At 69.8% G+C, this 22,658-nt stretch carries 25 protein-coding genes and 1 tRNA gene; 18 read left to right on the forward strand and 8 right to left on the reverse strand.

Going from position 1 to position 22,658, the window contains the following annotated elements; genetic code table 11:
• Nucleotides 1–15 precede the first annotated feature (15 nt).
• Nucleotides 16–1,161, reverse strand: a complete 1,146-nt coding sequence (locus ABZ444_RS30740) for a glutathionylspermidine synthase family protein (RefSeq protein ID WP_358004239.1) — start codon at nt 1,159–1,161, stop codon at nt 16–18.
• A 1-nt stretch (nt 1,162) separates the two neighbouring features.
• Nucleotides 1,163–1,564 carry a hypothetical protein gene (locus ABZ444_RS30745; protein WP_357965590.1) on the reverse strand — a complete coding sequence of 134 codons (402 nt, stop codon included), beginning with the start codon at nt 1,562–1,564 and terminating at the stop codon, nt 1,163–1,165.
• Nucleotides 1,565–1,654: 90 nt separating this feature from the next.
• Between ABZ444_RS30745 and ABZ444_RS30750 the strand changes: the two genes are divergently transcribed.
• From ABZ444_RS30750 to ABZ444_RS30760, 3 genes are all read left to right on the forward strand, one after another.
• Nucleotides 1,655–2,677, forward strand: a complete 1,023-nt coding sequence (locus ABZ444_RS30750; RefSeq protein WP_358004242.1) for a PHP domain-containing protein — start codon at nt 1,655–1,657, stop codon at nt 2,675–2,677.
• 86 nt (nt 2,678–2,763) lie between these two features.
• Nucleotides 2,764–3,492, forward strand: coding sequence for a YafY family protein (locus tag ABZ444_RS30755; protein ID WP_352357678.1), 729 nt, complete (start codon nt 2,764–2,766; stop codon nt 3,490–3,492).
• Nucleotides 3,493–3,565: 73 nt separating this feature from the next.
• Nucleotides 3,566–3,928, forward strand: coding sequence for a VOC family protein (locus tag ABZ444_RS30760; protein WP_358004245.1), 363 nt, complete (start codon nt 3,566–3,568; stop codon nt 3,926–3,928).
• A 197-nt stretch (nt 3,929–4,125) separates the two neighbouring features.
• Here the strand turns inward: ABZ444_RS30760 and ABZ444_RS30765 are convergent, their stop codons facing one another.
• The 3 genes from ABZ444_RS30765 to aceE all read right to left on the reverse strand — a co-directional run bounded on the left by ABZ444_RS30765 (nt 4,126) and on the right by aceE (nt 9,366).
• Nucleotides 4,126–4,872 (reverse strand): maleylpyruvate isomerase family mycothiol-dependent enzyme, encoded by a 747-nt coding sequence (locus ABZ444_RS30765; RefSeq protein ID WP_358004248.1) that lies wholly within the window; start codon nt 4,870–4,872, stop codon nt 4,126–4,128.
• A 10-nt stretch (nt 4,873–4,882) separates the two neighbouring features.
• Nucleotides 4,883–6,382, reverse strand: a complete 1,500-nt coding sequence (locus tag ABZ444_RS30770; protein WP_358004251.1) for an alpha/beta hydrolase — start codon at nt 6,380–6,382, stop codon at nt 4,883–4,885.
• A 185-nt stretch (nt 6,383–6,567) separates the two neighbouring features.
• On the reverse strand, nt 6,568–9,366 hold the full coding sequence (gene aceE / locus ABZ444_RS30775; RefSeq protein WP_358004254.1) for a pyruvate dehydrogenase (acetyl-transferring), homodimeric type: 2,799 nt from the start codon (nt 9,364–9,366) through the stop codon (nt 6,568–6,570).
• Between the two features lie 984 nt (nt 9,367–10,350).
• Here aceE and ABZ444_RS30780 point away from each other — a divergent pair.
• From ABZ444_RS30780 to ABZ444_RS30810, 7 genes are all read left to right on the forward strand, one after another.
• A complete protein-coding gene (locus ABZ444_RS30780) occupies nt 10,351–10,671 on the forward strand; it encodes a DUF1918 domain-containing protein (RefSeq protein WP_358004256.1) in 321 nt (106 codons plus the stop codon).
• Nucleotides 10,672–10,680: 9 nt separating this feature from the next.
• Nucleotides 10,681–11,088 carry a secondary thiamine-phosphate synthase enzyme YjbQ gene (locus ABZ444_RS30785; RefSeq protein ID WP_357965569.1) on the forward strand — a complete coding sequence of 136 codons (408 nt, stop codon included), beginning with the start codon at nt 10,681–10,683 and terminating at the stop codon, nt 11,086–11,088.
• Nucleotides 11,089–11,205: 117 nt separating this feature from the next.
• On the forward strand, nt 11,206–11,634 hold the full coding sequence (locus ABZ444_RS30790) for a DUF3052 domain-containing protein (RefSeq protein WP_352321051.1): 429 nt from the start codon (nt 11,206–11,208) through the stop codon (nt 11,632–11,634).
• Nucleotides 11,635–11,663: 29 nt separating this feature from the next.
• Complete coding sequence (locus tag ABZ444_RS30795; RefSeq protein ID WP_357965566.1) at nt 11,664–12,125, forward strand: peroxiredoxin; 462 nt, start codon at nt 11,664–11,666, stop codon at nt 12,123–12,125.
• 14 nt (nt 12,126–12,139) lie between these two features.
• The gene (locus ABZ444_RS30800; RefSeq protein ID WP_358004259.1) at nt 12,140–12,469 is read left to right on the forward strand and encodes a hypothetical protein; all 330 of its coding nucleotides are present in this window, start codon (nt 12,140–12,142) and stop codon (nt 12,467–12,469) included.
• A gap of 174 nt (nt 12,470–12,643) precedes the next feature.
• Nucleotides 12,644–13,585 carry an ROK family protein gene (locus tag ABZ444_RS30805; RefSeq protein WP_358004262.1) on the forward strand — a complete coding sequence of 314 codons (942 nt, stop codon included), beginning with the start codon at nt 12,644–12,646 and terminating at the stop codon, nt 13,583–13,585.
• Nucleotides 13,586–13,602: 17 nt separating this feature from the next.
• A tRNA-Val gene (locus tag ABZ444_RS30810) sits at nt 13,603–13,674 on the forward strand.
• A gap of 116 nt (nt 13,675–13,790) precedes the next feature.
• Here ABZ444_RS30810 and ABZ444_RS30815 read toward each other — a convergent pair.
• A complete protein-coding gene (locus ABZ444_RS30815; RefSeq protein ID WP_358004264.1) occupies nt 13,791–14,174 on the reverse strand; it encodes a hypothetical protein in 384 nt (127 codons plus the stop codon).
• Nucleotides 14,175–14,450: 276 nt separating this feature from the next.
• On the reverse strand, nt 14,451–14,951 hold the full coding sequence (locus ABZ444_RS30820; protein ID WP_358004266.1) for a hypothetical protein: 501 nt from the start codon (nt 14,949–14,951) through the stop codon (nt 14,451–14,453).
• A 181-nt stretch (nt 14,952–15,132) separates the two neighbouring features.
• Between ABZ444_RS30820 and ABZ444_RS30825 the strand changes: the two genes are divergently transcribed.
• Together ABZ444_RS30825 and ABZ444_RS30830 are read left to right on the forward strand one after the other, a co-directional pair.
• Nucleotides 15,133–15,426: a hypothetical protein gene (locus ABZ444_RS30825; RefSeq protein WP_358004269.1), complete on the forward strand. Its 294-nt coding sequence runs from the start codon at nt 15,133–15,135 to the stop codon at nt 15,424–15,426.
• A 151-nt stretch (nt 15,427–15,577) separates the two neighbouring features.
• Nucleotides 15,578–16,036 carry a GNAT family N-acetyltransferase gene (locus ABZ444_RS30830; RefSeq protein WP_358004272.1) on the forward strand — a complete coding sequence of 153 codons (459 nt, stop codon included), beginning with the start codon at nt 15,578–15,580 and terminating at the stop codon, nt 16,034–16,036.
• A gap of 607 nt (nt 16,037–16,643) precedes the next feature.
• Here the strand turns inward: ABZ444_RS30830 and ABZ444_RS30835 are convergent.
• On the reverse strand, nt 16,644–16,862 hold the full coding sequence (locus ABZ444_RS30835; RefSeq protein WP_358004275.1) for a hypothetical protein: 219 nt from the start codon (nt 16,860–16,862) through the stop codon (nt 16,644–16,646).
• A gap of 124 nt (nt 16,863–16,986) precedes the next feature.
• Between ABZ444_RS30835 and ABZ444_RS30840 the strand changes: the two genes are divergently transcribed.
• The 6 genes from ABZ444_RS30840 to ABZ444_RS30865 all read left to right on the forward strand — a co-directional run bounded on the left by ABZ444_RS30840 (nt 16,987) and on the right by ABZ444_RS30865 (nt 22,568).
• The gene (locus ABZ444_RS30840) at nt 16,987–18,762 is read left to right on the forward strand and encodes a hypothetical protein (protein ID WP_358004278.1); all 1,776 of its coding nucleotides are present in this window, start codon (nt 16,987–16,989) and stop codon (nt 18,760–18,762) included.
• A 179-nt stretch (nt 18,763–18,941) separates the two neighbouring features.
• Entirely contained in the window at nt 18,942–19,889 is a 948-nt protein-coding gene (locus ABZ444_RS30845) for an NADP-dependent oxidoreductase (RefSeq protein WP_358004281.1), read from the forward strand.
• A gap of 9 nt (nt 19,890–19,898) precedes the next feature.
• A complete protein-coding gene (locus tag ABZ444_RS30850; protein WP_358004284.1) occupies nt 19,899–20,375 on the forward strand; it encodes an ester cyclase in 477 nt (158 codons plus the stop codon).
• Nucleotides 20,372–21,058: an alpha/beta fold hydrolase gene (locus ABZ444_RS30855; protein WP_358004287.1), complete on the forward strand. Its 687-nt coding sequence runs from the start codon at nt 20,372–20,374 to the stop codon at nt 21,056–21,058. The genes ABZ444_RS30850 and ABZ444_RS30855 overlap by 4 nt, the downstream gene beginning before the upstream one ends.
• An 81-nt stretch (nt 21,059–21,139) precedes the next feature.
• Nucleotides 21,140–22,018, forward strand: a complete 879-nt coding sequence (locus ABZ444_RS30860; protein ID WP_358004290.1) for an LLM class flavin-dependent oxidoreductase — start codon at nt 21,140–21,142, stop codon at nt 22,016–22,018.
• Nucleotides 21,936–22,568: a helix-turn-helix domain-containing protein gene (locus ABZ444_RS30865; protein ID WP_358004293.1), complete on the forward strand. Its 633-nt coding sequence runs from the start codon at nt 21,936–21,938 to the stop codon at nt 22,566–22,568. The genes ABZ444_RS30860 and ABZ444_RS30865 overlap by 83 nt, the downstream gene beginning before the upstream one ends.
• The last annotated feature ends 90 nt before the right edge of the window (nt 22,569–22,658 follow it).

A 22,658-nucleotide genomic window follows, 5' to 3' on the forward strand; every position in this document is an offset into this window, starting at 1 on the left:
AATCACGGGGGTGCTTCAGATCGCGATGCGATGAGGGACGAAGGAGGAGGTGTCGTCGGTGATCAGGCCGGTGGTCTCCCTGATGCCGAGCCCGGCGGCCTCGTCGGCGACCACCCAGGCCCCGAGCACCGGCCGCTGGCCCTCGAACGCGGGCAGGGCCTCGAACCCCTGGAAGACGTAGCCTTCGCGGCCGTAACGGCCCGGCGTCTCCTGGGTGCCCTCGGGGGTGACGATGCGCATCGAGGCGCCCTCCCTGCCCAGCAGCGGCTTGGCGATGTAGGAGGTCAGCTCGCGCGGCCCGTCGAGGTAGGCGGGCAGCAGGTTGGGATGGCCGGGGTAGAGCTCCCACAGCACGGCGAGCAGCGCCTTGTTCGACAGCAGTGCCTTCCACAGCGGCTCGATCCAGGTGGAGTGGCGCACCGCGTGCCGGCCGAAGTCGTCGGCGAGCATCCACTCCCAGGGGTAGAGCTTGAACGCCGAGCGGATCATCTCCTCCCCGGCGTCGACGAAACGGCGGTTGAGCTCGTCCCAGCCGATGTCCTCCATGGCGACGGCGACCGTCCGCCGGCCCGCCTGCTCGGCGGTCTCCTGCAGGTAGGCGACCGTCATGGCCTCCTCGCCCGTCTCGTCGGCGTTGGTGAAGGCGAAGTGCGTGGGGCCGGGCGGCAGCGGCAGCTCGCGCCAGCGCTCGATGAGCCGCTCGTGCAGGGAGTTCCACTGGTCGTCGCCGGGGTGGGCGTCCTGCAGCCAGAACCACTGGATCACCGACGACTCCACCAGCGACGTCGGCGTGTCGGCGTTGTACTCCAGCAGCCGGGCCGGGCCGGTGCCGTCGTAGCGCAGGTCGAAGCGGCCGTAGAGGTGGGGGTCGCGGCGCTCCCAGGAGCGGGCCACGGCGTCCCTGGCCCACTCGGGGACGGCGAAGTCGGCGTAGCGGCCGGTGGAGACGACGTGCTCGACGGCCCGCAGGCACATGCCGTGCAGCTCCTCGACCTGCTCCTCCAGCGACTCCACCTCCTCCAGGGACAGGACGTAGTGGACCGACTCGTCCCAGTAGGGCCTGCTCAGGCCCTCGGGGTGGGCCGCCCGGTGGTAGGCCAGGCCCTGGCTCTCGATCGTCTTCTCCCAGCCGGGCCGGGCGATGCCATGCTCGCGGCGCACGTCAGCTCCCGCCGCCCCAGCTGTTGCCGAAGCCGCCGCGCTGGATCGACTTGCCGTTGCGGCTGGAGATGTTCACATCGGACGGCCGGTACGTGGTGCCGCCCTGCATGCGGTTGCCGACCCGGTGGCCGCCGTAGTACCACATGTAGGCGCCGCGCGAACCGGCGTAGTAGTGGGACCCGCCGCCGCTGCCGCCGTCGTCGTCGCAGTAGTCGTCGTCGACGACCTCGTACGTGCCGTCCTCCAGCTGCACCACGCAGTCGGCGGTGACGTCGTCGTCGTCCTGGGTCGCGGCGCAGTAGCCCACCAGCATCACCGACAGGACCCCGAGAATGGTCAGTGGTACGGCCTTGGACGATTTGCGCGGGGGTGGGGGGGCCGGCTTGCGCGGCGGGTGTGCCATCTAGCTCCTGCTTTCCTGGGCGAATCAGCCTATCGGTGCGCTTCGTCCCTGTTCAATGCCGGTGGTCGTCCGCTCGGGTATGAATGACTCATGGAACCGGTCCAGGCCCTTCGCGAGATCGCCTTCCTGCTCGAACGCGCAGGTGAGCCCACCTATCGGGTCCGCGCGTTCCGCCGCGCGGCCGCGGTCGTGGACGACCTGCCGGAAGGGGAGCTCGCGCGGCTGGCCGGAGCCGGCGGGCTGGGTGACCTTCCCGGCATCGGCAAGGTCACCGCCCTCGTGATCAACGAAGCGCTCGACGGTCAGGTTCCGACGTATTTGCGTAGGTTGCGGGCCACCGAGGGCGTCGAGCTCGACGCCGAGACCGCGGCCCTGCGCGAGGCGCTGAAGGGCGACCTGCACAGCCACTCCGACTGGTCCGACGGCGGCTCGCCGATCGAGGAGATGGCCGAGGCCGCCAGAGGGCTCGGGCACGAGTACTGGGCGCTGACCGACCACTCGCCGCGCCTGACCGTGGCCAAGGGGCTGTCGGCCGAGCGGCTGGAGCGGCAGCTCGACGTGGTGGCCGGGCTCAACGAACGGCTGGCGCCCTTCCGGATCCTGACCGGCATCGAGGTCGACGTCCACCTCGACGGCTCACTCGACCAGGACCCGGTCCTGCTCGAACGGCTCGACGTGGTCGTGGCCAGCGTCCACTCCAAGCTGCGCATGGACCGCGAGGAGATGACCCGCCGCATGGTCACCGCCGTCGCGAACCCCCTGGTCGACGTCCTCGGCCACTGCACGGGGCGGGTGGTGCGGGCGGGCGGCGAGCGCGGGGTCAAGAGGCCGGAGTCGGAGTTCGACGCCGAGCTGGTCTTCGAGGCGTGCCGGCGGTTCGGGGTCGCCGTGGAGATCAACTCCAGGCCCGACCGGCTCGACCCGCCCAAGCGGCTCATGCGGCTGGCGTACGAGACGGGGTGCGTGTTCTCGATCGACTCCGACGCGCACGCGCCCGGCCAGCTCGACTGGCTGCGCTTCGGCTGCGAGCGGGCGGCCCGCTGCGGGATCGAGGCCGCGCGGATCGTCAACACCTGGCCCCTGGACCGGCTGCTGGAGTGGACGGCGGCGTGAGCCTTGGGTGGCGGCGGAGCCAGGTCGTTGTCGCGGGGGCCGCGCGGGGCCGGTGATTGTCGGTGGCGGCGCGTAGCGTTCCGGCTGTGAACCGTACCGACCGGCTCTATGCGCTCGTCGAGGACCTGCGCGCCATCGCGCCACGCTGCCGCTCCGCCCGCGAGCTCGCCGAGCGGTTCGAGGTCAGCGTGCGCACCATCGAGCGCGACATCACCGCGTTGCAGGGGTCCGGGGTGCCGATCTACGCCGAGCCCGGTCGCAGGGGCGGCTACGCCCTCGACAAGAAGATGTCGCTGCCCCCGCTCAACTTCACCCCGGCCGAGGCGGTGGCCATCGCGGTGGCGCTCAGCCAGGCCGGCGACCAGCCGTTCGGCCGCCAGGCCCGCAGCGCGTTACGCAAGGTGGTCTCGGCCATGCCGGGGCCCGAGGGCGACCTGGCCAGGGAGCTGGCACGGCGGGTGCAGCTCGTCAGCGAGCCGCCCGAGCCCGGCTCCCCGAGCCGGCCGCTCGGCGCCGAGGGCATCTCCAGGGCCATCGAGGAGGCGTTGCTGCGGCGGCGCGTGCTCAGGCTCGACTACGCCGACGCCAAGGGCGCGCTCACCTCGCGCGACGTCGAGCCGGGGGTGTTCCTGGGCGGGCGCGGCGGTTTCTGGTACCTCGTGGCGTGGTGCCGGCTGCGGGAGGACGTCCGCGTCTTCCGGCTCGACCGCATCGCCGCGGCCGTCGTCACCGTCGAGCGCTGCCCGGAGCGGCCGCTCGAAGGGTTCGCCCCCGACGTGCCGGAGATGGTCGTCCGCGGAACCATGCTCGATTAATCATGCGAAAACACCGACATAGGGTTGTCGCCATAGCGATACATCGTTGTCTTGTTCGAAAGACGAGGAGACGATGATGGACAACACGGTGACCTGGTTCGAGATCGCGACCGACGACCCCGAAGGCGCCGAACGTTTCTACGGCGAGCTGTTCGGCTGGTCGTTCAGCCGCGACGACGACGGCCCGCTCGACTACCGCATGATCGGCTACCCGGGCGGCGAGCGCCCCGGCGGCGGGCTGTTCAACACCAAGGGCGACTTCCCCGCCCACGCGGTGTTCCACGTGCAGGTCGCCGACGTCGAGGCCGCGTGCGCCAAGAGCGAGTCGCTCGGCGGCAAGGTCGAGATGAAGGTGATCGACGACGGCGCCGGCACCGACTTCGCCTATCTGCGCGACGTCTCGGGGAGCTTGTTCGGAGTCTTCCACCGCAGGTGAGCCCACCGGCGGCCGAGGCCGCCGGAGCTCGCGGGACGATGCCGCGATCGCGCCCCCGGGGAAGCACCTTCCCCGCCGAACCGGGGCCGCGCGACGGGGGCCGTCCCGCCTGGGAGCGGTTCACCCGCCCTGGACACGCCGCCGATCGCCGAGCGGCGGCGCGTCCAGGGCCCCTTCCCCCCGGCAGGGGGTTCGCTTCAGAAGGCGGCGGCCGCCAGCCAGCGGATCAGCAGGTCGTGGTCGCCGAAGACGGCCGGCGACCGCGGGGGCCGCCGACCGTAGAGCAGCAGGAGCAGTTCGCTCGCCGGGCCGCGCACGGCGGCGTCGCCCTTGGTGTGGCCGCGTTCGCAGCTGACCGCCCCGTCGGCGCCCTGCGTGATGGTCCACTCGCCGTCGAGGTCGCTCGCGTGGAGGTGGATCGTGGCCCCTTCCGCGCCGAGCCCGGCCAGCGACCTGGTCACCCAGGACGCGTACGGCAGGTTGTGCAGGAACTCCTCGATGCCGTCCACGGCGGTCGCCGCCGGGATCTCCGGGTCGAGGCCGAGTGCGAGCTCGGCGTCGGCCCGGTGGATCACCAGCTCGAAGAGCATCCTGGGCGCCCACCACCGGGCCTGCAGGTCCGGGCCCCACGTCCACACCGCGAGGTCCGGGTCGGTGGTGCGCAGCACGTCCAGGAGGTCGGCGGCGCCCTCCATGAGCCAGGCGGCGTCGCCGTTCGCGCCCTCGGCCAGGCCGCTGGGCACCTGCCGCGACCAGACGCGCTCCTGGACCTGGTTGCGCAGCACGTAGGTCGCCCAGCGATGGGTCCGGCCGACGTGCGTGACGAGGTCGCCGAACGTCCATCCCGGGCACGTCGGCACCGGGACGGACAGGTCGGTCGTCAGCGCCGCCAGCCGCGCGGCCTCGCCCTCGATCCGGGCGACGAAGGTGTCGTTGTCGGTCACCCGTCACACACTAGGCCGCCGGGCAGGTCGCGCCCTTGGCGGGCAGCTTGCCCTCCACCAGGTACGCGTCCACCAGCCCCTGCACGCACTTGCTGCCCGACAGGTACGCCCCGTGCCCCTCGCCCTCGTACGTCACCAGCCGCGCGGTCCTGAGCTGGGCCGTCAGCCGCGGCGCCCACTGGTACGGCGTGGCGGGGTCGCCCTTGCCGCCCACGACCAGGATCGGCGCCGACCCGGTGGCGTTGACGTGCCGCGCCTGGTTGCTGCCCTTGGCCGGCCACACCCGGCACAACCCGCCCGAGCCCTCGCTGCCGAACAGCGGCGAGATCCGCAGCGCCGCCGCCTCGGTGCGCCGCAGCTCGGCCTCGCTGGGCCGCTCGGCGGTGTCCACGCAGGTGATGGCCGGGAAGCTGGTCATCTGCGTGGAGTAGGTGCCGTCCTCCGAGCGTCCGGTGTAGGAGTCGGCCAGGTACATCAGCGCCTCGCCGTGGCCCTTCAGCGCCTCGCCGAGCGCCTTCTCCAGGAACGGCCAGGTCAGCTCGGAGTACAGGGCGGCGGCCACGCCGGTGGAGGCCAGGCCCTGGGTGAGCTTCCTGCCGTCCACCTGCAGCGGCTTGGTGGTGAGCTGGTTCATCAGGTTCTCGACGTTGGCGTTCGCGGCGGTCACGTCCTTGCCGACCTCGCAGCCGCCCTTGACGCAGCTGCGCAGGAAGCTCTCGTACGCCTGCTGGAAGCCGCGGGTCTGGGTGAGCGTGCGCTGCTCGAAGGTGACCGTCGGATCGAGCGGCGCGTCGAGCAGCATGCGGCCCACGTTCTTCGGGAACTGGGTGGCGTAGACGGCGCCGAGTTGCGTGCCGTACGACATGCCGACGTAGTTGAGCTTGGGGTCGCCGACGGCGGCGCGGATGCGGTCCATGTCACGGGCGGCGTTCACGGTGCCGACGTAGGGAAGGACCTTGCCGGAGTGCTGCTGGCAGAGCTGGGCGAACTCCTTGTTGGCGTCCAGGCTCTCCTGGTGGGTCCGCGCGTTGGTGGGCAGCGTGTCCAGGGAGACGAACCGGTCCATCTGCGCGCTGTCGCCGCAGCGTACGCCCGCGCTGCGCTCGACGCCGCGCGGGTCGAAGCTGACCAGGTCGTAGTGGGCGCGCAGGGAGGTGAGCGCCTTGGCGGCCTGGTCGAGGGTGTCCACGCCGGAGGCGCCGGGCCCGCCGAAGTTGAACACCATCGAGCCGAGCCGCTTCTTCGGATCGGTGGCCGCCAGCTTGATGAGCGCCAGCTCCAGCTTGTCGCCGTCGGGACGGGAGTAGTCGAGGGGCACCGCCAGCTTCCCGCAGCGCACCGAGGCGTCCTGCTGGGCCGGTGGCTCGCCGTCCGGGCGCTTGATGTCGGTGCACGGCCCCCACGCGATCTTGTCGGTGTCGGCGGCGGGCCCGTCGGTGGCGGGCTCCGCGGGTGCACTCGCGCAGCCCGCGGCCGTCACGAGCAGGGCGGCGGCTAGGACGCGTCGCATACGTACATTCCCCTTCGTGTCTTCGGGGGAAGTAGTGCCCACGATACGGGACCTCGCGTCGAACCTGGGTGAGGCGGCACGTACCCCTCCTGGACGTGCCGCCTCATCCGTCAAACGGAGCGGAGGCCCGGACATGACGGCGCTCCCGCGAGAAACAGTTCGCGGGAGCGCCCCTTCCGGATGACTCAGACGCCCATCGACTGGGTGTCGTTGCTCTCCGCGCCGCCGGCTTCGGTGACGCCGTTCTTCAGGTGGTAGCGGGCGATGGCCTCGCGCAGCACCTCGCCGTCGAGCTCGCCCCGCTTGACCAGCCGGGTGAGCACGGCCAGCGTGATCGAGGCGGCGTCCACGTGGAAGTGGCGACGCAGCGCCGAGCGGGTGTCGGAGAGGCCGAACCCGTCGGTGCCCAGCGAGGACCAGTCACCCGGCACCCACTGCGCGATCTGGTCCTGGACCGCCTTCATGTAGTCGCTGACGCCCACGAACGGGCCGCTGGCCTGCGAGAGCGCCTGCGTCACGTACGGGACGCGCTGCTCGGCGTCGGGGTTGAGCAGGTTGTGCTCCTCGCACGCCAGCGCGTCGCGCCGCAGCTCGGACCACGACGTCGCCGACCACACGTCGGCGGACACGCCCCACTCCTCGGCCAGCAGGCGCTGGGCCTCCATGGCCCACGGACCCGCCACGCCGGAGGACAGGATGTTGGCCTTCGGGCCCTGCGTCTGCGGGCCCTCGGCGAACTTGTACAGACCCTTGAGCAGGCCCTCGACGTCGAGGTCGGCCGGCTGCGCGGGCTGCAGGTAGGGCTCGTTGTAGACGGTCAGGTAGTAGAAGACGTCTTCGGGCTGCTCGCCGTACATGCGGCGCAGGCCGTCCTTGACGATGTGGGCGACCTCGAAGGCCCAGGACGGGTCGTAGGAGACCGCGGCCGGGTTCGTCGAGGCGATGAGCGGCGTGTGGCCGTCTTCGTGCTGCAGGCCCTCGCCGTTGAGCGTGGTGCGGCCGGCGGTGGCGCCGAGCAGGAAGCCGCGGCCCATCTGGTCGCCCATCTGCCACATCTGGTCGCCGGTGCGCTGCCATCCGAACATCGAGTAGAAGATGTAGACCGGGATCATGTGCTCGCCGTGCGTGGCGTAGGAGGTGCCGGCCGCGATGGTCGAGGCCATCGAGCCCGACTCGCTGATGCCCTCGTGCAGGATCTGCCCCTGCACGGCCTCCTTGTACGACAGCAGCAGCTCCCTGTCGACCGCCTCGTACGTCTGCCCGTGGGGCGAGTAGATCTTGGCCGTCGGGAACATGGCGTCGAGACCGAACGTGCGGGCCTCGTCGGGGATGATCGGCACGAACCGGTGGCCGATCTCCTTGTCGCGCATGAGGTCCTTCAGCAGCCGCACGAACGCCATGGTCGTGGCGACCTGCTGCTTGCCCGAGCCCTTGCCGAACTGGCTGTAGACGTCGTCGCCGGGCAGCTTGACCGGCTTGGCGCGCATGACCCGCTTGGGCAGCACACCGCCGAGCGCCGCGCGGCGCTCCTTCATGTACTGGATCTCGGGGTCGTTCTCGCCCGGGTGGAAGTACGGGGGCAGCTCGCCCTCCAGGGCCGAGTCCGGGATCGGCAGGTAGAGCCGGTCGCGGAACTCCTTCAGCTCGGCCTTGGTGAGCTTCTTCATCTGGTGGGTGGCGTTGCGCGCCTCGAAGTCCTTGCCCAGCGTCCAGCCCTTGATGGTCTGGGCGAGGATCACCGTCGGCTGGCCGACGTGCTCACGGGCCGCCTTGAAGGCCGCGTAGACCTTGCGGTAGTCGTGGCCGCCGCGCGACAGCTTGCGGATGTCGTCGTCGGACAGGTGCTCGGCCATCTTGCGCAGGCGCGGGTCGCCGCCGAAGAAGTGGTCGCGGATGTAGCCACCGGTCTCGACCGAGTAGGTCTGGAACTGGCCGTCGGGCGTGGTGTTCATCTGGTTGACCAGCACGCCGTCGACGTCGGCCGCGAGCAGCGGGTCCCAGTCGCGGCCCCACACGACCTTGATCACGTTCCAGCCGGCGCCGCGGAAGTACGACTCCAGCTCCTGAATGATCTTGCCGTTGCCGCGTACCGGGCCGTCGAGCCGCTGCAGGTTGCAGTTGATGACGAAGGTGAGGTTGTCCAGCTCCTCGCGGGCGGCCAGGCCGATCGCGCCGAGCGACTCGGGCTCGTCCATCTCGCCGTCGCCGAGGAAGGCCCACACGTGGCTGCGCGAGGTGTCCTTGAGCTGGCGGTTGAGCAGGTAGCGGTTGAACCGCGCCTGGTAGATCGCGCCGATCGGGCCGAGGCCCATGGAGACCGTCGGGAACTCCCAGAAGTCGGGCATGAGCCGCGGGTGCGGGTAGGAGGGCAGGCCGTGGAACCCGTGCGACAGCTCCTGCCGGAACGCGTCGAGCTGGGCCTCGTTGAGGCGGCCCTCCAGGAAGGCGCGGGCGTAGATGCCCGGCGCGGCGTGGCCCTGGAAGAACACCTGGTCGCCCGACTCGCCGTGGTCCTTGCCGCGGAAGAAGTGGTTGAAGCCCACCTCGTAGAGCGAGGCCGCCGAGGCGTAGGTGGCGATGTGACCGCCCACGTTCGTACGGGCGTTGGCCCGCGACACCATGACCGCGGCGTTCCACCGGATGTAGGCGCGGATGCGCCGCTCGACGTGCTCGTCGCCCGGGAACCAGGGCTCGCGCTCCGGCGGGATCGTGTTGATGTAGTCGGTGCTGCGCAGGCCCGGCACGCCGACCTGGTGCTCGCGGGCCCGTTCCAGCATGCGGAGCATGAGGTAGCGGGCTCTGGTGCGGCCTTCGGTCTTGACGACATTGTCGAGAGACTCGAGCCACTCGTTGGTCTCACTGGGGTCGACATCAGGCAGCTGGCTGGGTAGGCCGTCGCTGATGATCGAGAATCGCTGGCGTCCGGAAGCCACTGGGTCTCGCCTTCCGAGAATGACTGAAGTCTGGTCTGGGTCGCTTTCCATCCTGGTCGCTAGTCGTAGAAAACGCATCTCTACTGACGGGTAACCAGAGCGTCCCTGCTGGCAGGGCCGCGTTGGTGGCCTAGACCACCGATGGTAGGACGAATCGCCACCAAAGGTTACATCGGTGGAGCAAATTAACAAGACTAGAAAACGGACGAAATTTCCCCCCAATCCTAGGGGGCTGGCCCGGTGGGTCGGCCTCCGCCCTCAACCCTCCCCCGAACCGGGCGGTCCTCACCCGGACGGGGCGGCCGCGCCGCGCCGCGCGAGTCTAGCCACCCGCTTTCCGGTGGGGCCCGGCGGGGCGGCGCCCGCCCGGAGGGCGGACACGCACACCCCTTCTCCTTGCTTCTGTACGCGCCTCGGAACCGCCGCACGGGCCTTCACGGCATGCGGCGGTTCCGAAGAGGGCCCCGGGGAAGCCCTCCGAGTTCTCCTGGGGCTGTACGCCTGCGACAGGGCGCATCACGCCTGCGACAGGGCGCATCCGAGACGGGCCGCCTGAGACGGGGCTGCCTGAGACGGGCCGCGCCTGGCGACGAGCCGCACCCGAGACGGGGCGCCTGAGACGGGCCTGGCGACGGGCCGCACCCGAGGCGGGCCGCACACCCGCGCCCGCCGCCGGGGTGCCCGCATTGTGGCCCCTGGAGAACGCAGGGAGCATGGGGGCCGTCGCGGAGCCGGGCGGCTTCCTGTCGGCCCGTAGGAAGCGGTGTCCGGTTCTCTGGGGCTCTGCTCTCCTTGTGTCTCTTGTCGAGTCGGCCCTCTACCGCGTATCCAGCCGCTGCCTCCGCTCGCGACCGGTCTGGCCATGCCGGATGCGATCTCATTCCGGCCCGCACATACGGCTCTCGGCCGGGCCGCTGCCGAAATGAGGCCATATCGGAACCATCAGGCGACAGAGTCGGACGCGACCCCGCCGTCCGGGCGCTGACCAGCGACGACGCCCTGGTGGTCAGGTGATCCGACGACCATGGTCCGGCCGTGGGCGGCCGAAACGCCGTGCTCGTGCCCCGTAACGTTTCGGTCATCATTTCCGGCCCCCATGAAGACCGGGCAAAAAATCGCCATCCTTGGGATCCGCTCTTTTCCTGGGCCGTCCGTCGTACCAATGTGGAAGGTATGAATGCGACGGCAGGAGACCGCCTCCTGATGCACGGCAACACCGTCGGCGAAAGGGATCGGAGCGGCGTCATCACCGAGGTCCACGGCACGGACGGCGGGCCTCCGTACATGGTGCGGTTCGACGACGGCCACACCGGGCTGGTCTTTCCCGGCCCTGATGCGGTCGTTGTGCCTCAGTAGGATTTCCCTGTGAGATCAGAAATCATCTCCGTGGCCACGGGTTCACGTGAGACCGTGCACGACATCACCGCTGAATGCGCTGAATTCGTGCGCGCGCAGGGAAACGACGGCCTGTTGCACGTTTTCGTGCCGCACGCGACCGCGGGCGTGGCGCTGCTGGAGCTCGGCTCCGGCAGCGACGACGACCTGCTCGCCGCGCTGCGTGACCTGCTCCCGGCCGACGACCGCTGGCGTCATGCCCACGGTTCGCGCGGTCACGGCAGGTCACACGTCATGCCCGCGCTGATCCCGCCGTACGCCACGATCCCCGTGCTGGGCGGGAGAATGGCGTTGGGCACATGGCAGTCCGTCGCGCTGGTCGACCTCAATGTCGACAACACGCAACGCCAGGTTCGCCTGTCGTTTTTGTCAGATTGATTCTGGCCGACTACGGCCGTACCCGTGGCGACCGTTGACGACTGAGGGTCACAGCGTGTGGACTGTGCCGAAGCGATAACCGCATAGAGCGGGGCCACTCAAGCAGGAGGGATAAACGTGAGCGCGACCGCGGGTCAGGCGCAGGGCGAGCGCGGCCTGGCCGAACGACTCGGCCTCAAGCCGGGTCAGGTGGTGCAGGAGATCGGTTGGGACGAGGACGTCGACGACGAGCTTCGCGACTCCATCGAGGACCTGACCGGCAACGAGCTGCTGGACGAGGAGAGTGACGACGTCGTCGACGTGGTGCTGCTGTGGTGGCGCGACGGCGACGGGGACCTCTTCGACGCCCTCAGCGACGCCATGCGAGCACTCGCCGAAGCCGGCCAGATCTGGCTGCTGACTCCCAAGGCCGGGCGCGATGGCCACGTGGAGCCGAGCGACATCGGGGAGGATGCCGCTACCGCGGGTCTCTCGCAGACCAGCAGCATCTCAGCCGCACCCGACTGGTCCGGGACCAGGCTCGTCGCCCCGAAGGGCCGACGTTAGGAAACTCCGAGGCCGGCCGATACGGCAGGATGGTGGCTGTGAACGCACATCCTGCCGAGGTCGGCGCACTGGCTCCGGATTTCGAGCTGCAGGACCAGCACGGCGCCCCGGTGAGACTGTCCATGTTCCGGGGCGAGAAGGTCGTGCTGGTCTTCTATCCGCTTGCCTTCAGCGGGATCTGCGAGGGCGAGCTCACCGCGCTGCGTGACCAGCCTCTCGACGCGCGGGTGCTCGCCGTGTCGGTCGACTCCGTGTTCGCCTTGCGCGCCTGGTCCGATCGGGAAGGTTACGGATTCGCCCTACTCTCCGATTTCTGGCCACATGGACAGGTCGCCCAGGCGTACGGTGTGTTCGATGAGGCGAAGGGGCTCGCACGTCGGGGGACCTTCGTCATCGACGGCGAGGGCGTGATCCGGTGGTCGGTGATCAGTCCGATCTCCTCGGCACGTGACGTCGCCGACTACGTCAAGGCACTCGCCGACATTTCTTGACCTCGGAGGGAACGATGCCCTGCTACCGATGCGGGGCCCGGCAGACCGACCCGGTCCGTGGCGCCAGCCCGTGGCAGCGCGGGGTGCGCGACGAGTCCCAGGTGCTGATCTGCCCGGACTGTCAACGGCTGCACGACCTCGACCTCGACTCCTGCGCCACCTGCGGGTCCACCGCGCTCATCTGCCGGCTGGGGGAGATCGAGTGCCGCGGCTGCGGCGCCGTCCGGCAGGCCCGGGCGCCGAAGGGGTTCGAGGAACAGGGTGCGTACGTGGGGTCGGGGGCTCCGCCGGGGTTGTCGGCGGAGGTAGAGGCGGCGCTGAACCGAGTGCTGGGCAGGGCCTGACCGCCCAGGTGATCTTGAGCCCGGGGCCCCGGCGTCGTGTGGTTGATCGCCAGTTCAGGGCCCTGGTGTGACCATCTTGGACCGTGGCGCCGTGCCCCTCTTCCAGCTGAGAGATTCTCAAGCGCCTTTTCAGACATTTGCTGACCTGCGCTATCGTCTCCTTTCGTGTCCGCTATGAGTTCGTTCGTCGTCGCGCTCGACGTCGGTGGCACGTCCATGAAGGGCGGCCTGGTCAGCGAGTCCGGTGAGGTGTTGCTGAGCGAGCGGCGCCACACTCCTCGCGCGGAGGGCCCTGAGGCGGTCGTGTCCGCCATTTCCGACTTCATCGGCCACCTGGCTTCTTCCGGTGACGGCGAACCCGCAGGCGTCGGTCTGGCCGTCCCTGGGCTGGTGTCCGCGAACGCGGCTCTCTACGCGGCGAACCTGGGCTGGCGTGACGTCCCCGCCTCGAACTTCACCACCCTGGACATCCCCGTCATGCTGGGCCACGACGTCCGCACGGGCGGCCTGGCCGAGAGCATCCTCGGCGCCGGAAGGGGCGTCTCCGACTTCCTCTTCCTCCCCATCGGCACCGGTATCGCCGGAGCCTCGATCTTCAACGGCGACCCGTACGGCGGCTCCTCCGGTTGGGCCGGCGAGATCGGCCACACTCCTGTCTTCCCCGACGGCGAACAGTGTGCGTGCGGCCAGTTCGGCTGTCTGGAGACGTACGCCTCGGCGGCCTCGGTCGGCCGCCGCTACAGCCAGCGCGCGGGCGTGGAGGGCGTACGCGCCGAGCAGGTGGTCGCCTCCGACGACCCCATCGCCATCGAGGTGTGGGACGAGGCCGTGGAGGCCCTGTCGCTCGCTCTGGCGACGTACACGCTGCTGCTGGACCCTTCGGTGATCGTCCTCGGCGGCGGCCTGGCCGAGGCCGGTCCCGCGCTCTTCGACCCCGTACGTACCCGCCTGGTCAAGCGCCTGGCCTTCCGCGACGCGCCTCCGCTCGTCCCGGCCGCGCTGGGCGTCGACGCCGGCATGCTGGGCGCCGCCCTGCTGGGCTGGCGCGCCGCCGGCCGCCCCGAACTGGGCCCCGGCTGGACGGTGAATGTGCGATCGGCCCCTCTGGTGTCGTAAGGTTAGTGCCGATCAGGGGGCGGTTAGCTCAGCGGTAGAGCACTCGCCTTACAAGCGAGGGGTCACTGGTTCGAACCCAGTACCGCCCACCTCGTAGAACAGCCCCGTTTCCGATCACGGAAGCGGGGCTTCATGCCATTAGCCGATGCGAGGGCTTGTATCGATCTTCGCGTTCACGGCGAAGGCCGACCACTGTGCTGGTACATCAGCGCGGCCCGGACCGAGTCGTGTCCCATGCGCTGCTAAGATCTTGCAGGCTCGCGCCAGAGCTGGCTGCGATCGTGTTCCCGGTGTGCCGAAGATCATGGAAGTGCAGACCAGGGAAGCCGATCTTCTGAGTGTTCGCGTCCCACTTGGCCGCGCGACGGAAGTTGCTGCGCCGGAGGATGCCGCCGCGTGCCCCGGTGAAGATCAGTGCGTCGGCTACCGCGTCCGTGAACTCGTCGAGATGTTCGCAGAGCACAGGGATGATCGCTTCTGGGATGGCGATCGTACGGACACCCGCGCGGGACTCGGGCGGGCCGATGAGGAGTTCGCTCGTGTCGAGTTCGACATGCTGTTGTCGAACGCTGACGGTCCGGGCGTTCAAGTCTGGATCCATTGGCGGACAAGGCGTACCAGGGAGCCAAAGGTGCGGTGCGCACCACTGAAGAGCCGGAAGATTCTCCACAAGCTACGCTGCAGCCCCGTGAGGTCGGCCACCTCTGCAAGGCCATCGCCGTCCTCCAGAATCACGGCGTCGCACAGGTCACCCAAGGATGGAAAGGTTCAGTGCCTCAGCTTCGCGAGGCTGGGGCGGAATGCCTTCGGTGAGCCAAGCGTTCGGGCTCCCGGGAAAGGAGAATCTCCTTCAGGGGGCCGTCCGCTAGTTGTAACGATCGGACAGGATGATCGCTTGGCATTTGTCCGCGCCGGCCAGCAGCACTCCCAATTTGCTGTTGCGGAATTCGTCGGGGGCCTTGGCGTACGTTCCTCGGACCGAATATTGGCTCGGCTCTATCCCGAAGGAACGTGCCGCCTCCTCGACCCGGGTCTCGTCATAGAGGTCCCAGTCGTCGTCTTGCCGTTCGAGCCCCTCCTTGAAGAAGGAGGATCCCTGAGCGCAGTCCACCGAGAAGGCCAGCTCCAGCCAGTAGGGATCGTTGTCCATCCGGGATTTGAACTTCATGCCGGCAGCGGTCTGCGGGAGCGATATCTGGTGGTCGCTCAGTACGTTGTCGAATTGGAGAGTGGGCGCTGTGCCAGGGAGCGCGCGTGGATCCGGATTACGGTCGGTCAGCGGAGGGCCCGACGAGCATGAGCCCAGAGCGCCGACGAGAACCGTGAGCAAGGGAAGCACTCCGAATCTATTCACATCCATATCCACGCGCCGCTCCTTGTACAGGGGCCTCACCGTGCCATGACCCTATCCCGGGTCGGCCCGCCGTGAGGCTGCCGGGCTTCACCGGTGATGACGCTTGTTGTCCCCCTGGCTGAGCCAGACGTCTTCCCGGCTCATGCCTCGCCATGAAATGATCCACTGCGGGTGGATCCACGTGAGGACTGGTATGTCTCCCAAAACGATGGCGTTCGTCGCCTTCCTGCTAATCGGCTCGGGCATTCTCGCCGGCCTGATGTCCGTTACGTCGGGCGGTGAATCTTGCGGCTCGGCATTTGTCGGAGTCACCTGGAATCAGCTCGATCCGTCCTCCGCCTGGGCCGACCGGCTGCACCATTTGGACAACTGCACCGACCTGCGGAACCTCGTGAAGATCCCCGCTACCGTACTGATCGCTGCAGGCGGGGCCACCTTGTTCGCTGCCTTTCTTTCGCGGCGACGCATATCCGTTTCACACGGATAGAGTGAGCAGCCGCCAGGAGGGCGGTACCGCCTACCTCGTTGGCAGCCCCGTTTCCACTCGCGGCAACGGGGCTCCGTGCCGTCAACGTGTCATCAGCCGGTGCGGGAGCTCTCCATATGGACCGCCGCTCGACTGTGTTCAGGCGCCTGGCATGCTCTGGGGCGTGATACTTCGTACTGCGACGCGCCGGGATCTGCCCGCGATCATCGCGCTTCTGGCTGATGAGGACACCGTGGTCGATCCCCGGACCGTTGAGGTCGACGAGGCCTATGAGCGAGCCTTCAAGGCTGTCGATACGGACGAGCGCAACGAGATGATCGTGCTGGATGAGGGGGACGGTACGGTCGTCGGCTGCCTTCAGCTGACGTACATCCCTGGCCTGGGACGGCGCGGGCAGGAGCGGGCGCTGATCGAGGCGGTCCGGGTGCGTGCCGATCGACGTGGGGAAGGGCTCGGGCGCGAACTGCTCACCTGGGCGATCGAGCGGGCACGCGCCCGCGGATGCACCCTGGTCCAGCTCACCAGCAACAAGCGCCGCACCGAGGCCCATCGCTTCTACGGCTCTCTCGGCTTCGTGCGCAGTCATGACGGGTTCAAGCTGTCGTTCTGAGACGCCGGGTGAACAAGCGTGCAATACGTGCAATGACCGCCGGTGGTTGGACGCCGAGCGGGGTGGTCATGGTCCTGTGGGCGATGATGCGACGATCCTGATCGTGCGTACTTCGGGCTTTGCGATCAGCTCGGCGAGTGCCGGTTTCGGGTGTCCGTAGGCGACGAATCCGTAGATTCTGCCTTCATGGGCTGCCTGGCGTAAGCGGCGGAGGTTGAGCCCGAAGGACTTCAGGTTCAGTGCGTCGGTCCACTGCAACTTGGCCGCCCAACGTCTGTACAGCTCGATCGGCGAAGTGTTCTGGCATTCGGTTCATAGACCGCGCACCACCGCCAGCAGACAGGTTTGCCGGCCCTCCCGCGCGATCCGGAGAGGAACAGATAAACGGTGTCCGATCGGAGTCCTCGTACGCCCAGGGTGTTGGTCAGTTCGTTCTCGGTGATGGGGGGGCCAGTTCCACGACGGCTCGTTCCACGGCGGCGGGGCAACGGGCTCATCGTCGCCTCCGGCATGGCGGGAGCGGAGGTCATGCCCAGCACGTCGGTCACTATCTGTCCGTGCGCTGGACGACCTCGCAGACTCGGATGCACCTCGAAACCACCGACCGTCACGCCCATCGACAGGGGCCCACACTGACCTCGTGGTCCACGAAGACGTCGTACTCCGGATGCGCCACCTGAAAGGCGCCGCCATAGACCTCGCGCATGCGTTCTGTGCGCCCGCCGAAAAGGTGCACGCCTTCGGCCAGGCAGGCGAGCAGAATGAGCAGAACGACGATGACGTACCCGGTTCTGCGCGAATTCCAAGTGCGGCTGGCTGCGGTCAAGGCGGTCTCCCGTGCGCGCTGATGCCGGTCGATCAGTGATGATCAAACCAGATCGCCACCGGTACGGCACCGTTTGTTCCGCTGTGCCTGCCGGTTTGGCGGTGCCGCACTAAGATCGCGTCCCGTGTCTTCGGAACATTTATGGCGGTTTATCAGGATCGGATTAGTAAGTCTGATTGTTCTGGCGGCGGTCGCGGGGCTCGTGCTCGGCGACACCTGGCTCTGGGTGGCCGCCGAGTGGTCGCCGCCGGCTTTCGGCGATCTCTACGCGGGCGACGGATCTGACAGCTCAGCCTCTCTGGCGCTGTTCGGTGCCGCCCTGGTGAAGGCCGCGCTCCTGTGGCTGATCCTGCGTGCCCCCGCACCGGGGCCGCTGGACCGCAAGGAGAAGGCGCTGCGCCGGCTGCTGTATCTGGCGGTGGCCTACGGGCTCGTGCTGTGGTACCCGATCGCGCTGCTCCCGGACGCGGTCGATGCGGCGTTCACGCTCGTTCTGTGGGCCGCGGTCGACGTCCTCTACCTGCTGGTCATCCGGTGGCGGTCCCGCCTGTTGCGCGGGGCGGCCGGAGTGCTGTTCGCGGTCGAGCTGGTCGGGGCGGCCAACGAACTGCTCGACGAACTCGACCTCCCGGAGCTCGGACCGGGCGGCGTCCTCAACCTGGGTCTGATCGGCGGCGGAGTCCTGGCGACCCTCGTCACCGTCCTCGGGCAGTGGCGTGACGGCCGCTGGAGCCGGGGCACGCAGATCGCCGGGCTGTTGTCGGTGGGCGGTTACGCGCTGGCGATCCCGTTCAACCTCCTCATCGGGGGGGACTACGGCGGCGGTCTGGCGATGCTGGTCGTGATGGACGCGGTGGGGCTCGTCAGCACCGTGTGGATCGCGGCGACCGCTCGTGAACTGCCGGCCGAGGGCCGTCCGGCGGATCTCCCGGCCGTCGGGCGGCGCGGGTTCCGCGTCGCTGTGGCGGCTGTGGCCGTGCTGTCGCTCGTCGTACTGATCAACCCGGAGCAGAACGCGCGCCTGACCTACACCGCCGGGTCGGCGGACTGCTACGACCGGCCCAGGCTCGGCGACGTGAAACCCGCGGAACGCGACGCCGTGTTCCTGTGCCGGGCGCGCAGCGGAGACGGCGCAGCCCCGCCCATGTTCCCGGACACCACGTCGGACCAGGCGGTCCTCGCATACGGACGGGCGCTGTGCCGTGCGAAGGACACCGGCGAGCAGGAGGCGATCCTCGCGCGGGCCGGCAGCGCCCGGGCCGCCTGGCGGGTGGACCCCGAGGAGCTCGTCTACGTCTGCCCGGAGATCATCGGCGCCACGCGTCCCGACCTGCTGCGGTCGACGGCGGAGACTGAGGCGGCGAACGCGGCCTACATCGCCGGGGAGAACGCGAAGTGCCGTGACCCGTGGCCCCGGACGAAGGGTGTCGTCCAGGCCACGGCCAAGTATTTCCTGTTCGTGGACGGCGATCCCGGATACCTGGTCCAGGACGGCGAGGGCGAGGCGGCCATGGAGGAGGCGGACCTGGCGACGACCCGGTCCTACGAAGACGGCGCCCTCATCGGGGTGGCCCGCGGCGCGGCGCTCATCGGGCACGTCGAGGACGTCGTCGATCTGTGCCTCACGGTGAAGGCGTTCCGCGCCGCGCCGCCACCGCGGACGGCCGGGTGGGATCAGGTCCACGAGGTGCCGATCGTCAGCCGCGGCGGCCGGCTCGCGGTGCCCGAGATGGCCGACGGCGGCGACGTGGGCGCGGGTGCCCCGATGCCGAACCTGGCGATCGCCGGGAAGGGCCGCTACCGGCTCCGTGTCTACGTGCGGGTCGGCGAGGAGGGGGAGCAGCACCTGGTCGTCGTGTTCCCGGGCGCGTCGAGGAAGAGGCTGAAGCTGAAGTCCTGATCGGCGGCCGGGCGCGCCGGGGGCTGATCGGCGCTCCCGGCCACCGGCGCCGGCCTACCTGGCCGTGGGGCCGTAGGGCCGTAGGTTCGCGCCCGCGCACACCTCTCGCCTGCATTTACATACATGATGTATGTATGTAACATCCATGGCGTCGTCAATCCTTCCGGGAGGGGGCGGTCATGCGGGCGATGCTGCAGTCGGCGTGGGGAGAGGCCGAGACCATGGCGTTGGCCGAGGTGGAACAGCCCGCGCCGGTGTTCGGTGAAGTGCTCGTCGAGGTCATGGCGGCCGGGGTCAATCCGGTGGACGTCTTCACCCGCCGGGGGCAGGCGTACAACCGGGTGCTGGACCTGCCGTTCATCAACGGCTGGGACGTCGCGGGCACAGTGGTGAGGACCGGTTACGGCACGACCCGCTTCCGGCCCGGCGACCGGGTGTTCGGGATGCCGTGGTTCCCGCGGGCCGCGGGTTGTTACGCCGAGTACGTCACCGCCCCCGCCCGTCACTTCGCCCGCATGCCGGAGGGCATGGGCTTCACCGAGGCGGCGGCGCTGCCGCTCCCCGGGCTGACGGCGTGGCAGATGCTGACCGAGGTCGCCGCCGTGGCCCCGGGGCAGCGGGTCCTCGTGGCGGGGGCGGCCGGGGGTGTGGGACATCTGGCGGTCCAGATCGCCAAGGCCCGCGGCGCCCACGTGACGGGCACCGCGAGCGCCGCCAAGCACGCCTTCGTCCGCGAACTGGGGGCCGACGAAGTGATCGACCATTCCACGACCGAGGTGTCCGACGTGGCGCGGGACATGGACGTCGTCGTCCAGATGTTCGGCGGCGAGGCCGGGCTCAGGGCGCTGGAGTGCCTGCGGCCGGGCGGCGTCCTGGTCAGCGGGCAGGCGGCCTGGACGCCGGGCCTGCACGAGCGCGCCACCGAGCTGGGCGTGCGCGCCGCGGCCTACCTCGTCGATCCCGACGGCGCCGGGCTCGACGCGCTGGCCGGCCTCGTGGCCGAGGGCCGGTTGAAGGTGCACGTCGACGCGGTGTTCCCGCTGGCTCAGGCGGGCGAGGCGCACGACCTGGTCGGCGCGGGGCGTACCAGAGGCAAGATCGTGCTCGCCGTCGGCGAGCCGAACTGAGGAGGAGCAGTGTCGGAACAGCACAGCCCACCCGCTGACGTGGTGCGGGACTACGCGCTGGCCAAGAGCCGCGCCGATGTCCAGGAGGCTCTGCGGTACTGCGGTACGGACGCCGTCTTCGAGACGATCGCGTTCCAGGCGGTCGCGACCGGCATCGACGAGGTCGCCCGGCAGACCGCCGCGTTCCTGCGCACCTTTCCCGACTACGGCGTGGAGCTGGAGTACCTCGCGGCGGCGGACGACCTGGTCGTCGGCGCCGGGACGATCCGGGCCACCATGACGCAGAGCCTGGTGGGCATCGAGCCCACGGGCAGGGCCTTCGCGCTGCCGTTCGCCTGCCACTGGAGAGTGCGGGACGGGCTGATCGCGCACGAGCGGTTCTTCTTCGACCTCCACCAGATGTGTGAGCAGCTCGGGCTGGCCACCGCCGCCGTCGCGGCGCGGTTCGCCGCCTGGCGCGAGCGGGCGCAGGCGGTGGCGCGATGACGACGTACGTCCTGGTCCATGGGGCCTGGCACGGCGGCTGGTGCTGGCGGCACGTGTCCGCGCGGTTGCGCGAGGCCGGTCACGAGGTCCACACCCCGACGCTGACCGGCCTCGGCGAGCGGGCCCACCTGGCCGGCCCCGAGGTCGGCCTGCGGACGCACGTGGACGACCTGCTGGGCCTGCTGCGGTACGAGGATCTGCGCGACGTCGTGCTCGTCGGCCACAGTTACGCCGGTCTGGTGGTGCGCGAGGCCGCCGACCGCGCGCCGGAACGCGTCTCCAGGATCGTCATGGTCGACGCCTGGGCGGCCCGGGACGGGGAGTCGCTGGACGACCTGGCTCCCGCGTTCTTCCTCGACTGGATCGGGTCGGCCACCGTGGACGGCATGATCCCGCCTTCGTCGGCGGCCGCCGTCGGCGTGACGGAACCGGATCAGGTGGCCTGGCTGGAGCCCCTGCTGACCGCCCATCCCCGGCGCACGTTCTCCGATCCGACCCGGTTGTCCGGAGCCGTCGACACGATTCCGTGCCGGGCGGTGCTCTGCACGCCCGGCGGTCCCATGCCGTTCGCGCGGCTGGCCGGCGAGCACGGCTGGGAGACCACCGTCCTGGACGTCGGCCACGACGCCATGGTCACCGCGCCGCGGGCGCTGGCGGACGTCCTCATGCAGCAGCCGTCCTGAGCCGGACCGGGCGGCCGAGCCGGCTCCGGTGAACCGAGGTCCCGCCGCTGCGGCGGTGGGCCCATGAAGAGAGGCGGCCACATGGCCGAAGTGAAGGCCGGCTACCTGCTGCCGACCCGTGACCAGGCCGTACGCGGCGACGACGACCCGGCGCTGATGATCGCCCAGGCCCGGCACGCCGAGGCGCTCGGGTTCGACTCCGTATGGGCCGGTGACAGCCCGCTGACCCGGCCGCGGGTCGATCCGCTGCTCCTGCTGTCCGCCGCGGCCGTCACGGCCCCGCGGCTCACGCTCGGCACCGCGGTGCTGCTGCCCGCGCTCCGTCACCCGATCCTGCTGGCGCACCAGCTCGCCTCGCTGGACCGGATCGCCGGCGGACGCCTGATCGTGGGCATGGGCGGCGGTTTTCCCAACGCGAGCACGGAGGCGCAGTTCGACACGATCGGCGTGCCGTTCAGGACTCGGGTCAGCCGGCTGGAGGAGTCGATCGAGGCGATGCGGCGGCTGTGGGGCGGCCAGGGCGCCTCGTTCACCGGCCGGCACTTCGACTTCCGCGACGTCTCCCTGGTGCCGGCGCCGTCCCGTCCGTCCGGCCCGCCGATCTGGCCGGCCGGAAGCGGCGAGCCGGCGCTGCGGCGGGTGGCCCGCCTGGCCGACGGCTGGCTGCCCTACCCGCCCGCCGTCGCGGACTACGCCCGCGAGCGGGCGACCATCGAGCAGGCGGCGTCCCGCCCGGTCACCAACGCCCTGTACGCGACGCTGTCCCTGGACGACGACCCCGCGCAGGCGCGTGCTGCCGCTGCTCCACCTGAACGGGCACCCGTGACGCCGCATATGGTCTTCTCATCTTGGGTTCGGAGCAAGAGGAGACACGCGGGTGGCAGAGAGCACGGGTGTGCGGCGGAGCCAGCACGAGCGCACCAAGGCGACCACGGGCGCCCTGGTCGCGGCGGCGCGTGAGCTTTTCGTCAGCGACGGATTCTCCGCCACCGCGGTGGACGACATCTGTGCCAGGGCCGGCGTGACGCGTGGCGCGTTCTACCACCACTTCAGCAACAAGGAGCACATCTTCCGCGAGGTCTACGCCGCCGAGCAGAAGGCGCTCTCGGTGATCGTCCGGGAGGCGTTCCAGGCCGAGCGGGACCCCTGGCGCGGGGTGTCGGCGGGCTGCCGGCGGTTGCTGGAGGCGTCCCTCGAACCCGCCGTACGCCAGATCACGCTGGTCGAGGCGCCGGGCGCGCTCGGCTGGACCGCCATGCGGGACATCCAGGCCGGGTGCAAGGAGCAGATGCGGCGCGGGCTGGCCATCGCCATCGAGGCCGGCTGCATCCCGGACCGGCCGCTCGACCCCGCCACCTCGCTGCTGTACGGCGGGATCTGCGAGATCGCCCTGGACATCGCCCGCGCCCAGGACCAGCGTGCCGCGCTGGCGGACGCGCTTGCCGAACTCGACCGGGTGCTCGCCGGCGTCGCCCGCCTCTCAGCCCCGGGCTGCCTGCACACGAGCTAGCCCCGTTTTCCGCACGTGAGTGATCTTCAGCGGATGTCTCGTGGATCGATGTCGAGAAGGTCCAGGAGATGCAGTTGAAGGTCGGTGGGT

The organism is Nonomuraea sp. NPDC005730, from assembly GCF_040630865.1.
Lineage (GTDB): Bacteria > Actinomycetota > Actinomycetes > Streptosporangiales > Streptosporangiaceae > Nonomuraea.